This window comes from Pelagimonas varians (genome assembly GCF_003208435.1).
Classification (GTDB): domain Bacteria; phylum Pseudomonadota; class Alphaproteobacteria; order Rhodobacterales; family Rhodobacteraceae; genus Pelagimonas; species Pelagimonas varians.
The window spans coordinates 40166-55079 of record NZ_QKMF01000017.1 but is presented as its reverse complement, the minus strand read 5'-3'; the positions used below and the strand labels follow the sequence as shown (position 1 = coordinate 55079).

General features: G+C 58.6%; 15 protein-coding genes. 6 read left to right on the top strand and 9 right to left on the bottom strand.

Features of this window, described 5'->3' with window-relative positions; all coding sequences use genetic code 11:
- Positions 1 to 5: 5 nt before the first annotated feature.
- On the top strand, positions 6 to 824 hold the full coding sequence (locus tag C8N36_RS18710) for an XdhC family protein (RefSeq protein ID WP_097806370.1): 819 nt from the start codon (positions 6 to 8) through the stop codon (positions 822 to 824).
- Between the two features lie 110 nt (positions 825 to 934).
- Complete coding sequence (locus tag C8N36_RS18705; protein ID WP_097806371.1) at positions 935 to 1384, top strand: SRPBCC family protein; 450 nt, start codon at positions 935 to 937, stop codon at positions 1382 to 1384.
- A gap of 27 nt (positions 1385 to 1411) precedes the next feature.
- On the opposite strand, the gene C8N36_RS18700 is transcribed toward C8N36_RS18705, so the two are convergent.
- The 7 genes from C8N36_RS18700 to C8N36_RS18675 all read right to left on the bottom strand — a co-directional run bounded on the left by C8N36_RS18700 (position 1412) and on the right by C8N36_RS18675 (position 7683).
- Entirely contained in the window at positions 1412 to 1909 is a 498-nt protein-coding gene (locus C8N36_RS18700) for a helix-turn-helix transcriptional regulator (RefSeq protein WP_245910970.1), read from the bottom strand.
- Positions 1910 to 1954: 45 nt separating this feature from the next.
- Positions 1955 to 2410, bottom strand: a complete 456-nt coding sequence (locus C8N36_RS18695) for a hypothetical protein (protein ID WP_097806373.1) — start codon at positions 2408 to 2410, stop codon at positions 1955 to 1957.
- Positions 2411 to 2538: 128 nt separating this feature from the next.
- Positions 2539 to 4179 (bottom strand): di-heme oxidoredictase family protein, encoded by a 1641-nt coding sequence (locus C8N36_RS18690; protein WP_141468207.1) that lies wholly within the window; start codon positions 4177 to 4179, stop codon positions 2539 to 2541.
- Between the two features lie 45 nt (positions 4180 to 4224).
- Complete coding sequence (locus tag C8N36_RS24270) at positions 4225 to 4374, bottom strand: hypothetical protein (RefSeq protein WP_170125920.1); 150 nt, start codon at positions 4372 to 4374, stop codon at positions 4225 to 4227.
- 204 nt (positions 4375 to 4578) lie between these two features.
- On the bottom strand, positions 4579 to 5334 hold the full coding sequence (locus tag C8N36_RS18685; protein WP_097806375.1) for a maleate cis-trans isomerase family protein: 756 nt from the start codon (positions 5332 to 5334) through the stop codon (positions 4579 to 4581).
- A complete protein-coding gene (locus C8N36_RS18680; protein ID WP_097806376.1) occupies positions 5331 to 6497 on the bottom strand; it encodes a M24 family metallopeptidase in 1167 nt (388 codons plus the stop codon). Before C8N36_RS18680 ends, C8N36_RS18685 begins: the two co-directional genes overlap by 4 nt.
- Positions 6490 to 7683, bottom strand: a complete 1194-nt coding sequence (locus C8N36_RS18675; protein ID WP_097806377.1) for a diaminopropionate ammonia-lyase — start codon at positions 7681 to 7683, stop codon at positions 6490 to 6492. Before C8N36_RS18675 ends, C8N36_RS18680 begins: the two co-directional genes overlap by 8 nt.
- 131 nt (positions 7684 to 7814) lie before the next feature.
- Between C8N36_RS18675 and C8N36_RS18670 the strand changes: the two genes are divergently transcribed.
- Positions 7815 to 8264, top strand: coding sequence for an Lrp/AsnC family transcriptional regulator (locus C8N36_RS18670; RefSeq protein ID WP_097806395.1), 450 nt, complete (start codon positions 7815 to 7817; stop codon positions 8262 to 8264).
- A 3-nt stretch (positions 8265 to 8267) separates the two neighbouring features.
- Here the strand turns inward: C8N36_RS18670 and C8N36_RS18665 are convergent, their stop codons facing one another.
- On the bottom strand, positions 8268 to 9200 hold the full coding sequence (locus tag C8N36_RS18665) for a carbohydrate kinase family protein (protein ID WP_097806378.1): 933 nt from the start codon (positions 9198 to 9200) through the stop codon (positions 8268 to 8270).
- 146 nt (positions 9201 to 9346) lie between these two features.
- The gene (locus tag C8N36_RS18660) at positions 9347 to 10378 is read right to left on the bottom strand and encodes a LacI family DNA-binding transcriptional regulator (protein WP_097806396.1); all 1032 of its coding nucleotides are present in this window, start codon (positions 10376 to 10378) and stop codon (positions 9347 to 9349) included.
- Positions 10379 to 10544: 166 nt separating this feature from the next.
- On the opposite strand from C8N36_RS18660, the gene C8N36_RS18655 reads away from it, so the two are divergent.
- From C8N36_RS18655 to C8N36_RS18645, 3 genes are all read left to right on the top strand, one after another.
- Positions 10545 to 11468, top strand: coding sequence for a LysR substrate-binding domain-containing protein (locus tag C8N36_RS18655; protein ID WP_097806379.1), 924 nt, complete (start codon positions 10545 to 10547; stop codon positions 11466 to 11468).
- A gap of 94 nt (positions 11469 to 11562) precedes the next feature.
- On the top strand, positions 11563 to 13449 hold the full coding sequence (locus C8N36_RS18650) for a cation:proton antiporter domain-containing protein (RefSeq protein ID WP_097806397.1): 1887 nt from the start codon (positions 11563 to 11565) through the stop codon (positions 13447 to 13449).
- The gene (locus C8N36_RS18645) at positions 13446 to 14849 is read left to right on the top strand and encodes an MATE family efflux transporter (RefSeq protein ID WP_097806380.1); all 1404 of its coding nucleotides are present in this window, start codon (positions 13446 to 13448) and stop codon (positions 14847 to 14849) included. Before C8N36_RS18650 ends, C8N36_RS18645 begins: the two co-directional genes overlap by 4 nt.
- Positions 14850 to 14914 lie beyond the last annotated feature (65 nt).

The window sequence follows — 14914 nt, the reverse complement described above, 5'->3', positions numbered from 1 at the left end:
CGCCAATGATACGGGCCGAGCTAACCAACCCGGAAATCGCCGATCTGGCACAACATTTGCGCGACAAGGGCGAACCCTTTGCCATCGCAACGGTGATCCGCACCCTTGGGGCCACCGCCGCGAAACCGGGGGCCAAAGCGCTACTAGACGCCGATGGCACCATCTTGCAGGGCTGGATCGGGGGGGGCTGCGTGCGCGGTGCCTTGGCGCGGGCAACCAAACGCGCCATGGCCGAAAACGCCCCTCAATTCATATCCTTGCACCCCCAAGACCTGCTGGACGAACGCGGCATATCCCCCGGCGACGACGTCGAAGGCGTGCGTTTTGCCCGCAACGGCTGCCCCTCCAAAGGGTCGATGGACATCTTTATCGAACTCGTTACCCCCATGCCGGAATTGCTGGTCTACGGCGATGCACCGGTTGCGCAATCGCTGATGGGGCTTGGTGCCCATTTCCAGTGGGCCGTGCTGTCCGGCAATCCCGATTGCGCGCCGCCGCCTTTGTCATCCGGATCAAACCGCATGATTGTCATCGCGACCCAAGGCAAAAACGATTTAGCCAGCCTCAAGGCCGCCTTGGCTGCCGAATGCACATTCATCGCTTTTGTCGGCAGTCGCCGCAAATTCAGCGCGCTGTCGGAAAAACTGCGCCAGGACGGCATCGCCGAGGCTGACATCGCCCGCGTTCAGGCCCCCGCCGGTTTGGCAATTGGCGCAGTCACCCCCGATGAGATCGCCCTGTCGATCATGGCCCAACTCACCGCTGAACGGCGCCGCCACCAACGCGACGCCCAACCAGCCCCGGAGTCAGGAGACCCGCAATGAAACGCATGATGAAGACCCTACTGAAACGCTTTGCTTACAAACCGTTGACCAAAGAACAGGCCGATATTCTGGCCTCGGTCAAATTTCCCTGCTGCTAAAAGGACCCCGCAATGGAACTGAACGACGAAATCACCATCGATGCCCCGCTTACACAGGTTTACGAGGCCCTCAACGATCCGGATGTCCTGCGCCAGTGCATCCCCGGTTGCGAAGAGCTGATCAAACATTCCGATACCGAGCTTGAGGCCAAAGTGGTGCTAAAGGTCGGACCGGTCAAAGCCAAATTCGGCGGCGAAGTCACGCTGGACACATCGGGCGCACCGGATGCGTTTTCACTGACGGGTCAGGGCAATGGCGGCGCGGCTGGCAATGCCAAGGGCGGCGCAGACGTCACTTTGCGCGAAGTGGATGGGAAAACCGTGCTCAGCTATGCGGCCAAGGCCGAGATTTCGGGCAAACTGGCGCAGCTTGGGTCGCGTTTGATCCAAAGCACCGCCAAGAAACTGGCGGCGAAGTTCTTTAGCAAATTCGCCGAAGTCGTCAGCACGGTTGACGCCTGATGCATAGCGGTCTGGGCGGTCGCCCGCTCAGACCGGCTCTGGCTTGTCCAATAGCAGATCTTCGACAAGAACCGACAGCAATTGTGCCCGCCCTTTGACACCCACTTTGCGGTAAATCGCATTACACTGAGACTTGATCGTGCCTTCGGAAGTGCCGCGCAATTCGGCGGTTTCGCGGGTTGAAAACCCCTTGATCACCAGCCAAGCCACATCGCTTTCGGCTTTGGTCAGGGCCCACATGGCAAATTTCTCATCGACAGTCACCGCAAAGGCCCCTGCCGCAGATCTCAGCGCTTGTTCCGCTTGGACTTGGCAGCGACGCGCCTGCAGCACCGAAAATATCGCTAGAATCGCGCCGAAAATCAGCCCGATGCTGGCCGCAATTTCCAACGCCTCACGCATTTGCCAACTGGCGGCGCTGCGTTGCAAACCCAGTACGGACATCCCCAAACTTAGCACAAATGCTCCGGCACAGAGCACCTGAATGGCGACGACGCCCCACAAAAGTAGATTGGGTTTTTTCAAATCACCACCATCACAAGCGGCTTAGGCTTTGGGTACACAGATGCCTCATCTTTTGTCGGGCGGAGGATTGTCATCCGGGTCAGACCCCGGGCCAGGATCGGGACCGGGCTTCAGGCCCGGTAGCCCAAGTTCCAAACCAAGACGCACACCGCTCGGCGGGGCTCCATTCGGCCCATCACCGCCACCGCCATTGAACGGACGCCCGCGGGCGGGCGAGCGGGCCCCGCCTTTGCGTTCATACGGTGCGGCCACATCCAGCCGTTTCCACTTGTCGTCCAGAATAACGCCAGCCCCGCGTGCCACCAGAATTTCGCGGCTATATTCGCCGTCGGTTGCCGTGACAACGATACGGCGCAACCACGTGTAACGGGCTGAGACCACCTCGAACCCTTGCGCGTTCAGGGTTTGCGTCAACTCATCACTGACGGTTTGGGCGGGTGCCGCACCCGCGAACCCGATCACCAAGGCAACTGCCAAAACCAACTGAATGAGACGCCTCATTACAAACCTCATATTCTGCCCGGGCCTTTCGGACCATAAATGGGCTGCTCCAACCATATGGGAATCCGGACCAGAGTATCCACCCAAAAACCATGTGCAAACACGGCAGGCACCCCCACCTTTTGCAACTATTCGTATTTATAAATCACCAGATTTTCCAAATAGGCTACGATCGCCTCTTGGTCCTCGTCCGGTGCTGCCGCATAACCATCGGCGCTGGTCTGGCCCGCGCCGCCATGGGCCAGAATTGCGTCGCTCAAGGTCGTGGCACGTCCGTCATGCAACCACGGGCCCGTTGATCCGACACCCGCAAGGGACCGCGTCAACCACATCTGCGCTCCGATGCCCAAAGGTGCATCAGGATCAGCCAACGCTGGTCCCATGTCGTGCCGTTTGAAATCCGACAACCACGCCAACACCGGTTCCCCTGCCGCATTCACCGGCAATGCCCCCAAAAGCGCCACCCCACCGTCCGCTTGGGGAATGCGATTGTTTGGTTGATCCCGTGTCATGTCAAATGTGACCGCCGAAGCCCCCTGAAAGCTGTGCCGCGCGGGGTTGGATCCATCCGGAAATGTCTCATCAAAGAAACCCGGGGTATGTGACGGTTCGCTGAACATCTTGGATTGCAGCGTCATTGTAGGCCTGTGACAGCTCGTGCATCCGACCTCGGCAAAGGCCTGTGTACCGCGTTCAATCTTTGCCCGCTCGTCGTCGGTCAGGTTATCCAGCCCCAGATCCGCCAGTTCGATCCGGCTTACCGGGCGTTCCAACGCCGCCATATACATCGTTAATGCCGTCAAATCGCCTACGGTGATTTCTTCGGTAACTCCGTCGAAGTCACCATCCTGCGCACCGACAGTTTCAACCGCCTGCAAGCCCAATTCATTGTGCAAAGCCCCACGGGTAAAGCCGCGGATCGTCGCGTGATTGCCCTTCCAGCCAAAGGCCCGCACCACCAAATCCACATCAACGCCGGTCACGCCAGAGGTGTCCAAATCACCCTTACAAGGTTCAATATCGGTGCGTGTTGCAACCAAGCTGCCAAAATCAACGCCCTTGGTGATCAAAGCCACCTCGGCCCGTCCGGTTGTGCAGGCCAACATCACTGCTTTTTCACGCAGCGCGCTCAACTCAAGGCTCATTTCTTCGGCGGCACGTTGCACAGGGCCAAGCGCGACAATCGGCAGCGTATTGCGTTCCAGATACAACTTGGGGTCGCCCTTGTGGGCCGGATCAAGCACGACGTTTTGCGCAATATCCCCCGCACCATTGGCGATGGGCACATTGTGGCAGGCCACACAGGACGTGGCATTGGCCCCGCCTTCGCGCTTCGGGAAATGCGACGCCCATTCCCCCGGTCCGTTCAGGTCAGCCCGCGGGATTCGCGTAAACCGGCGTCCCTCACCGATTTGGGCACCCACACCGTGTCCGGCATTAAACTGGAACTCTGACAATTCGTCACCGGCTTCAAAGGCGTGGGCGAACACTGCTGCCGAACCTTGCTTGCGCAGCATCATGTTCAGCGCGCGCTGATCGACGGGTTCAAAACTCTCGGCCGCCGCGCCCTGCGCAACACTGGCCAGCGCAGCAACCAGCAAAAAGTATCGCACCATCTGCGCCAGCGGCAACGATGTTAACCCCAAACCCGAAGCCAATGCCGCAGGTAGCATCGGGCGCATTATCTGCGTTCCATCGGGCTCAAATCCCGCCCGAACATTGGCGATTTCTTCGGCATGATTGCGGGCGGGGGAAAAGGGTATGTGCATATCGCGACCTTCTGTGGATCCGTTGAAGCAGGAGGGGCCAACCACTCATGTTTGAGCGCGCGTGACAAAGAAGGTCGCTTGCGATGGTGCGCCGCACGATTGGGTGACATGCCGCTCATCAGCCTTGGCAAAACTCGACAAGGACAGAACTGCAAGTCCGGACAGGACAACGGCATAGAACGTTGTGCGAAACATCTCAAAAGCTCACTTTCAGTGCATAAAACGTGCACCCCGCCTTGCAGCTGTGCTGCACAGGGCGAAGGATGACCGATGTTTCAGCAATGACGTGAACAGGGCGGCGCAGGCTATCCGCCAAAGGATGGTTTGGCGGCTTTCAAACCTGAGGTTGAGGCGCATAAACCAAAGTTATACGCCTCAAAATTGGCAACGGCGGCTGGGTTATACGGGCAATCCGGTGCTAAACAACCGGCCAAATCGGGGCTGCACATCGGGGATACCGGCAAGGCGCTGCATGTGCCACGCAAGCGCCTGATTGCTTGAAATCACGGGTAAATTCAGCTCTTTCTCAAGCGGGGGGATCACCTGCAAACAACGTAGATTTGTGCAAGAAATCACCAGCGCATCACAGGGTGCTTCAGCCGCAACCCGCCGCGCGGCAGCGCAAATCGCCGTTTCGGTGATCCGCGCGACAACGCGGTCATCACCTTCTTCGAATGACCCGAGGCAGCTGATTTGGAACCCCGATTCTTCCAGCTTCACCCGCATCCGCTGTGAAACTTGCGGCACATAGGGCGTGATAAACCCCAGCCGAACCGCCCCCAATGCACGGCCCGCAGCTATGATTGCAGCCAGTGGATCTGTCACTTGCGCGTCTGGAAAAACCGCTTGGATTCCGGCGGCCACGCGTGCGGACCCGATCACAGTCGAGGCCGAGGTGCAGCCATAGCCGATCACGTCAAACCCAAGCGACGGCGGCAACAGGCCTGCGGCTGCGGGCAGATCGCTCTCCATTCGGGCCAGCGTCCGCGCGGTGACTTCGGACACCATCGGGATGCGGCTGTGATACAGCGCCGTGCCTTCAATCGCCATCATCTTGGCGAATTCCGGCTCCAGCGTTTCATCGGTTTCCAGCACAATCACGCCCAGCGTCGCACGGGTGCCGATACCGCCGTCTGTGTCAAACGCCAGCTTCATAACACCGGCAACTCAGGCGCGGCGCGGGTGGTCAACAGCTCTGGGCCGGTGGCGCGGATCACGATGTTCTCCTCATGCACCATGATGCGGCCATCCCCGTAGCTCAGCGACGGTTCCAACGTCAGCACCATGTTTTCGACAATCTCGGTGGTATCGAATGCAGCATGCGACGGCCATTCCGTCAACTGCATCCCCAATCCATGCCCCAGCCGCCCGACTTCCCCGCCAGAGCTGTCCATTTCAACAATCACCGATTGCATTGCATGGAACACATCGCAGCAACGGGCACCGGGTTTGGCCGCCAGCAACCCCGCCTCAGTGGCGCGCCAAAGCGTGTCATAGGCGCGGCGCGGCAGATCCTCTGCCCGTCCGATGGCAAAGTTTCGGTCGAAATCGCAAAAATAGCCGTCCCATGTTGCTCCGGTGTCCAGCATGACAATATCGCCCGCCTGCAAGCCGCGACTGGACGGCGGCGAAATCACATCGACATAGCCGCCCTGCGCTGCGCCGCCGACCAGATAAGGCACATCATCCGCCCCCTGCGCCAAGGCTTCGCGGCGAAATTCCCGAAACAAATCGTCCAGCGGCAGGCCCTCGTGCACCAGTTGGGGCATCTTCGCAAAGCTGCGCGATCCGATGGCGCAGATATGCGCCAGCTTTTCGATCTCGGCTTCGGATTTCACCATGCGCAACTGCCGCACAATCGCGGTCGCATCCACGATCTCAAGGTCGGGCAAGCCAGCCAGCAAGCGTTCATAATCCCCCAACGGCATCCGCAATATGGTTTCCGGCCCTTTCAACATCCCGACACGCGCACCGCTTTGCGCATAAGGGGCCAGCAGATCCGTCAGCAGGCTGATGCCCTCATCCTCGGGGCATGGTGCAGCCCAAGTGCGAATATCCTCAACCCAAGTGCCGCGCATCAGCGCCGCGCCGATCTCTGGAATTACCGCAACCGGTGCGCCCTGGCTGGGTAAGAACAAGAACCACGGCCGCGCGGGGCTTTGCCAAAACAAGCTCTGGAACCCGCTGAAATAGCGCAACTCGGCCTCGGTCGTCAGCAACATACCCGCCAAGCCCTGCGCCTGCATCAACCCCTGCGCCGCCGCCAACCGGCCTGCGAATTCGCAGGTTTGGAAACCGCGAACCGGCGCGTTAGACATGATCCGCCCCTGCCATGATCGCTTTGAAAATATCAGGGTCTGTGACACCTTCAGACCCAATCAACAAAACCCGCGATTGCCCGTCCAAACCCAATGCATCCGCCATTGCAGCGTTTTGGCGCGCCGCAATCACGGCGGCCAATCCGGCAACCGCGCTTTCGCCTGCTTCGACCTCCAGATCGCCAAATTCCCCGCGCGCCAGTAAACGCACTGTCGGGGCGACAATCTCGTCGGGTATGGTGACAAAATCCGCCGCTTCCTCTGTCAAAATTTGCCACGCCATTTCAGAGGGCTCACCACAGGACAGACCCGCCATAATGGTTTCTTCGGCGATTTCGACATTGGTCGCGGCCCCGGCGCGGGCGCTTTGCAACAAACAGGCGGCGCGGTCCGGCTCAACAATCACGACACGCGGCGCATCGCCCCCGTAATGCTGACGCAAACCCGCCGCGACAGCTGCCGCCAAACCACCGACGCCGCCTTGCAAAAACACATGCGTTGGGGGCAGGTCCAAAGCCTCGCAGACCTCCGATGTCATGACACCATAACCCGCCATCACATCGCGCGGCGGCTCGGAATATCCCGGCCAAGAGGTGTCAGACACCACAAACCAGCCATTGGCCTCGGCCTCTTGTTTCGTCAAATGCACCGACGCGTCATAGTCGCCGGAGATGCGGATCACCTCGGCCCCCAACGCTTGCATCGCTGCCTCGCGGCCTTTGCTAACCTCGGCGTGGATGTAAATCCGGCACGGCGCGCCAAATCGCTTGCATCCCCAGGCAAGGGATCGACCATGGTTGCCGTCCGTCGCCGACACCAGCGTGATTTGCGCGCAATCCATGGCGTGGGCACCACTGCGAATATCGCTTAGGGATACAGGCCGTTCCAGCCGCGCCGACAGCTCGCGTTGTAAGACCCGCAGCGCCGCATAGGATCCGCCCAAGGCCTTGAAACTGCCCAAGCCAAATCGTGGCCCTTCGTCTTTGTAATCCAGTCGGGCCACCCCGATTTCAGCCGCCAATCCTGCCAAAGACACCAAAGGCGTTGGCGCATACCCATCCCAAGCCGAGATTTCAGTGCGTGCCGTGGCAAAATCATCGCGCGACAGCACATCAAAGGCTGCCTTGGCGGGTTTGGGTGATCCTTTTGCGTGGATCATCTGGGCGGTTGCAAAAGCCTGATGCATGCGTGGTCCTTGGCGATAACGGTGTCATTTCGACAAGTCTAATCCGCTCTGCACGCTATTGGGCGTCTAATTATGCGCAAACCCTTACGAAATCCGTTGCCAAAGGCGAATCTTGCGACAAAAATCATCTCATGGATGACAAAGACCACGCAATTTTGAAACTGGTGCAGCGCGACGCCCGCCTGACTGCCGACGCCATCAGCGCGCAGCTGGGGTTATCGCCGCCCGCTGTGCAAAAGCGTTTGAAAAAGCTGCGTGACACCGGCGTGATCGAACGCGAAATTGCGGTGCTGTCGCCCACCAAACTGGGCCGCGGCATGACCATCATCGCCGAGGTGATCCTTGAACGCGAAAGCCGCGCCCATCTGGATGCCTTCAAACGCAAAATGCGCGACGCCGAATGTGTGCAGCAATGTTATTACACCACAGGAGAGGCCGATTTTCTGTTGATCTTGTTGGTCAAAGACATCGAGGAATATGAATCCTTCACCGAACGCTACTTCTTTGACGAATCCAACATCAGCCGGTTCAACACCTCGATTGTGATGGACCGGGTCAAGACGTCCCTCGATGTGTTGTAACGCTTAGTCCGTCAGCTCATTGCGCCAAGGTGGATTGGCCCCTGCGCGCGACACCGTCACCGCTGCAACGGCAGCCCCGTGCGCCAACGCCTGAGACAAAGCATCGGGTGACAGGCTGCCAAGCGCCGGTTTGGACAGCTGGCCCAGCTCGGACAGCTTTGCCAAAACACCGGCGTTAAATGTGTCGCCCGCGCCAACGGTATCGACAACCTCAACCAGTTTGCCCGCGACCTGCACCTCTGTGCCGTCCGGCAACCAGCCGCTGGCCCCGTCACGGCCTTTGGTCATGATGACAATGCTGGGACCTGCCGCGCGCAGCTGTGCAACCTTGTCCGCCAGCGGCGCAGACCCCGGATAGATCCAATCCAGATCCTCGTCCGAGACTTTGACAATATCCGACACCGCCAGCATCCGCGCCAAACGGGCGCGATAGCGGTCCGGGTCCTGAATAAATCCCGGCCGAATGTTGGGGTCAATCATCACCGCGCGGTCACTGCCATGTTGGACAACCAGTTCGGCATAGGCATCAGCGCCGGGTTCGCAGGCCAAGGAAATCCCACCGAAATACAGCGCCGAAACCGCTGCGTCCAACACGGGCATATCTGCATATTGCAGCATCCGCCCAGCCGAGTTTTCGTCCAGAAACGTATATTCAGCATGGCCGTTGGTCAGTTTTACAAAGGCCAGCGTCGACGGGCGATCCGCATAGACAACATGGGTCGTGTCTACATTTGACGCCTGTAAATCCTGCTGCAACTGCTGTCCGAACATATCCCGAGACAGCCCCGTCAGCATGCCCGAAGGGATGCCAAGCCGCCCAAGCGCGATGGCCGTGTTAAACACAGCGCCGCCGGAATGAGGCACAAACCCGTCAGGGCCGCTCAAAGTTGGCGTTGGGATCATATCAATCAAGGCTTCGCCGCAACACAGTATCATCGCCGGTCCTTTCTAGGCAGGTTTGCAAAAACTCCAGGCGTTGGACCATCCCAATCGCCCCACTGCGCTAACAGTAAAATCACAATCACGCAAATTTATTGTTTACCCGCGTAAAGTTTGATTTTTAATACAGCCTTTACAAAATCTTACGCGGACCCTCGCATCAGCAGATTGCCGTCAAACAAGGTCACGTTTCGCGCTTCATTAGGCGAATCCGACTCGATCAACCCGATCAAAGCCTCGGCACTCGTCCGCGCGATTGCGCCATAGTCTTGCGAAATGGTGGTCAAGGTCGGGCAGGTGTAGCGTGAATAGGGGTGATTATCATGCCCCGCAACGCGCAGATCACACCCGCGGCTGTTCCCGACACGCAATCCCATCTCATACGCCGCGGACAAAAAGCCGATCGCCAAACGGTCATTGCTGCACAGCACAGTGTTGGTCGGCAGCAATTCGTTTTCAATCACATACTTGCAACCGCGAAAGCCGATCGACTCAAAATCCCACCCTTCACCGTCAACCTGCACCAAATGCGGTTTGTGCCCCAACGCTTCCATCACCTCGCAATAGGTGTTTCTGCGGCGAAAGGCGTTCGGGTTTGACGGGGTGCGCATTTCAAAGAACACCGGCGGCTCGCCCGTGCGGCACAGGTAATCGCACATCATCTTCGTCGCTTGCGCATTGTCGTGGCCGACATAGGCCGCCCCGATGTCGGCAATCTGGTTGTCGAACAGCACCGTGGGCACGTCCTCAGCAAAGGCTCTGATCGCTTCGGGGTCGGATATGCGGCCCAAGGGGGCCATCAACACACCTGCCGGTTTGATCGCCCGCAGGGTTTCAAGGTTGCCGATCTCTTGTGCCGGATCGCCATGCGCGCCCAGCAAAACAGGACGGTATCCACCGCCCCGAACCAGCGCTTCGATGTTACGGGCAATTTCTGCGAAAAACGGGTCAGCCAGATAGGGGACCATGATGCCGATGTTCTTGGTCAAACGCCGGTTTTGGTTCATTGCGTAAATATTCGGGCGGTAGTCATAGCGCTCCAGCGCTGCTTCGATCCGGCTGCGCGATGATTTTCGGACACTGCCCGGATCATTGAAGTATTTCGACAGCGTCGGCCGGGAAATCCCGCTGACTGTGGCAAACTGCTCCATATTTTTAATTTTTGGATCCGCCAAACCAGTCTTCTTTCTCTTATTTCGTTTCGTCGCCTTGTCGCCGTCGCTGCAAACACCCTTGCCTTGCAACGTTAGTTGACGCGCGACAATAATTCCAGCGGCTTGCGTAGAACCTTGCATAATAATGCAAACTTGCAATTTTCGCGTACATCAATAACTTATATCTATGACAAATATCACCATTCGACAGCTTCGCTATTTTGAATCCCTTGTCCGTCACGGCCATTTCGGGCGCGCCGCAGAGGCCTGCGCCGTTTCGCAACCAGCCCTGTCCGTTCAAATCAAAGAGCTTGAGGAAAATCTGGGCGGCCCGCTGTTCGAACGCCTGCCCCGCAAAGTGCTTTTGACAACCTTGGGCCGCCACTTGGAAACCCGCGCCCGCGACATCCTGAAATCCGTTGACGATCTGGGGGATCTGGCCCGCGCCGGGCAAGAAACCCTGGCGGGGCAGTTGCGGCTAGGTGTGATTCCGACGATTGCGCCCTACCTGTTGCCGCAGGTCATCCATGGATTGACCCAAACCCTGCCCGCCGTTGATGTGCACATTCGGGAAACCATGACCCCGACGCTGATTCAGGAACTCACGGGGGGGGGCATCGACGCTGCCATTGTGGCGCTGCCAATTTCGGAACCGTCTTTGATCGAAGCACCGCTGTTTGACGAAGCCTTTGTTCTGGTGCGCCCGATTGCCGATGGAAACAAGCCGCTGCCCAACCGTCAAAGCCTGCGGGAAATGAAACTGCTTTTACTCGAAGAGGGGCATTGTTTTCGCGATCAAGCCCTGTCGTTTTGCGCAATCCAGCCCGGCACCGCGCGCGAAACGCTGGATGCCACATCGCTGGCGACCTTGGTGCAAATGGTCGGGTCCGGCGTTGGGGTCACCTTGATCCCCGAAATTGCAATTGGCGTTGAAACCCGTTCGGCGCAAGTGGCGATTACACCCTTTACCGCGCCGCAGCCCAGCCGCACCATCGGGTTGATCTGGCGGCGCTCCAGCCCGCTGACCAAACAGTTCGAACAGATTGCCCAAATCGTGAAACAGGCGGGCGAAACCGTCCTGTCTGCCCAGCGGATTCTGCCGGTCCACTAAGCCTGCACTGCATTGCACCTCTGGTCTTTCGTATATTTCTCTTGCATGTTTGCGCCAAGCGCGCCGCCTGTGGCGCAACGCTTGGGGGCGTTTCATGACAGATATCCTATTGACCGCATTTATCTTTTTGATCGCTGGCGTCGTTGCGGTCCCCATAGCATCGCGGCTTGGCCTTGGCTCTGTTCTCGGGTTTTTGATCGCAGGCATTGCCATCAGTCCCATCCTAAGCGCCCTGCATGTCGACGTGGTGTCGATCCAGCATTTCGCTGAATTTGGCGTGGTGATGATGCTGTTTTTGGTCGGGCTTGAGCTTGAGCCAAAGATGCTTTGGGCGATGCGGGCGAAACTGCTGGGGCTTGGCGGCGGTCAGGTCGGGTTAACCGCCGCTGCAGTCATGCTGGCGGCCATGGTTTTTGGTCAACCCTTGACAGTGGCGCTGGCGATTGGCCTTGTGATGGCCCTGTCGTCCACCGCGATTGTGCTGCAAACCCTAGGTGAAAAAGGTCTGATGCGCAGCGATGGCGGACAATCGAGCTTTTCTGTGCTGCTGTTCCAAGACATCGCCGTCATCCCGATGCTGGCGCTTGTTCCCCTGCTTGCCTTGCCCGAATTGACCGAAGCCTTATCCCATGCCGCCCATTCAGACGATGGCCATGGCGCGTCGCTCAGCCTTGTCGACGGGTTGCCGGGCTGGGGGGTGGCATTGGTCACGCTTGCGGCAGTTGCAGCGGTGATTGTCATCGGATCCCATCTGACGGGACCGATTTTCCGCTTTATCGCCGGTGCCCAGCTGCGTGAATTGTTCATTGCCGCCGCTTTGATGATCGTCATCGGCATTGCACTTTTGATGTCGCTGGTTGGCCTCTCGCCTGCGCTTGGCACCTTTTTGGCGGGGGTCGTACTGGCCAACAGCGAATATCGCCACGAATTGGAAAGCGACATCGACCCCTTCAAAGGCCTGCTCTTGGGCCTGTTCTTTATGACCGTCGGGGCCGCCATCAACTTTGGCCTGCTGTTCGACAATTTTGCCCTGATCCTTGGGCTGACCATCGGGCTCATACTGGTTAAATCCGCTGTGCTTTATGCACTGGCGGTGATCTTTAAACTGCGCGGCGCGGACCGTTGGTTGTTCACGCTCGGGCTTGCGCAGGCTGGCGAATTCGGCTTTGTCCTGCTGGCCTTCGCCGTCACCAATGGTGTGATCCCCGGCGATCTGTCGCAAATCTTGCTGTTGATTGTGGCGCTGTCGATGCTGCTCACACCTGCACTGTTTATCTTGTTCGACCGCGTGGTCGCGCCGCGCTTCAGCGACTCCGAAGCCCGCGAAATGGACGACATCGACGTTCAGTCCAACATCATCATTGCCGGGCATGGCCGCGTCGGCGGTTTGATCGCCCGCATGTTACGCGGCTGCGGGATGGCCCCGACGGTGATTGATTTCTCCTCGGCCCAGCTTGAAATGCTCAAAGCCTTTGATGTCAAAGCCTATTACGGCGACGCCTGCCGCCCCGATCTGCTCCATGCCGCCGGTGTCGCACAGGCTGATCTGTTTGTGATCGCCATAGATGACAAAGACCGCACGACCGAACTGGTCACATATCTCAAACATCACTACCCCAATCTGCACATCGTGGCCCGCGCCCATGACCGCAACCATGTCTATGATCTGTGGGCCGCAGGGGCGCGCGACATCATCCGCGAAACCTATGACAGTTCGATGCGCATGGGCCGTTCTTCGATCGAGGCGCTCGGCTATTCCCAATCGCAAGCCACCCGCATGGTTGATGCCTTCAACGCGATGGACCGAAAATCGATGCTGCAAGTCGCCCAGCACTATGACCCCGATATCCCCGCCATGGAAAACGAGACCTATCTGGCCTCGATCCGCGACATGCGGGAGGATTGGGAATCCGATCTGGCCGCGCAGATGCAGGCCATCATGTCCGAACCCAAAAGCGGCACCAAAGGCCCCAAGGCATGAGCGACGAGCAGGCCAAATTCTTAAGCGGTGATTTGACAGGCCACATCATCACCATGTCCCTGACAGCCGCAGTTGGATTCATTGCGTTGTTCATCGTCGATCTGGTCGACATGCTGTTTATCTCGATGCTCGGGATCGAAGAACTGGCCGCGGCCGTTGGATTTGCGGGCACCATCTTGTTTGTCACCACATCGCTTTCCATCGGGTTGGGAATTGCGGGCGGTGCCTTGGTCGCCAAGGCTTTGGGTGAAAACGAGCCAGAACGGGCGCGCGAATTGCTCACCCATGTACTGCTGGTCGGTTTTGTCTTTGCACTCGGGGTCGCGACCCTGATCTACCAAAATCTGGCCGAAATGACCGCGCTGGTGGGGGCCACGGGCCGGGCGCAGGCCTTGGCGATCTCCTACCTGCAAATTCTGGTGCCAACGATGCCACTGTTGCTGATTGGGATCGTTGCCTCAGCGGCGTTGCGCAGCCACGGCGCAGCCAAACTGTCGATGATGGCCACGCTGAGCGCCGGTATCGTCAACGCCATCCTCGATCCGATCCTTATTTTCGGGCTGGATATGGGTCTGGACGGCGCGGCTTGGGCCTCGGTTGCGGCGCGGCTTGCCATTGCTGCGGTGGCGCTGTGGTATCTGGTGCGCCGTTATGGCGGCTTGGCACCGCTGTCGCCAAAGAACCTCTGGTACGATCTCAAACCCATCGCGGCCATTGCGCTGCCTGCGATGCTGGCCAATATCGCCACGCCCATTGGCGGGGCCTATGTCACCCGCGCCGCCGCCGAATTCGGAGAGGCCGCCGTCGCCGGTATGGCAATCATCGGGCGGGTGACTCCGGTCGCCTTTGCGCTGATCTTTGCCATGTCAGGGGCTATCGGCCCGATCATCGGGCAAAACTTCGGGGCGCAGCGCCATGACCGAGTCCGCACAGCTTTCAACCGGTCAATGATCTTGATCGTGATCTATGTTTTTCCAGTGGTTGGCGTGCTTTACCTGTCCCGCGAATGGATCGCGGACCTGTTCAACGCCACCGGCGTCGCCCGCGATCTGATCTTTTTATTCTGTGGCCCGCTCTCGCTTGCCTGGATCTTTAACGGTATCATTTTTGTCGCCAACGCGTCGTTCAACAACCTTGGTCACCCGTTTTATTCCACGTGGATCAACTGGGCGCGCAACACGCTGGGGATTATTCCATTTGTCTATCTGGGCGCACAATATTGGGGCGCGGCTGGCGTACTGATTGGCCAGATGGCAGGCGGCGTCTTTGTCGCCATTGTCGCCTATCTTTTGGCAGAAAAGGTGATGCGCAAATCAGAGCGTGATCAAAATTGCACCACCGACCGGCCGGATTTTGCCCGCCATCGCCGGTCCTTCACGATCTTGCACCACCGGCGTTAACCACCCTGCCCCACTGCCAACACGCCGAACCTGTCACAAACATCATGCCCTTCAAAACTGTTGAA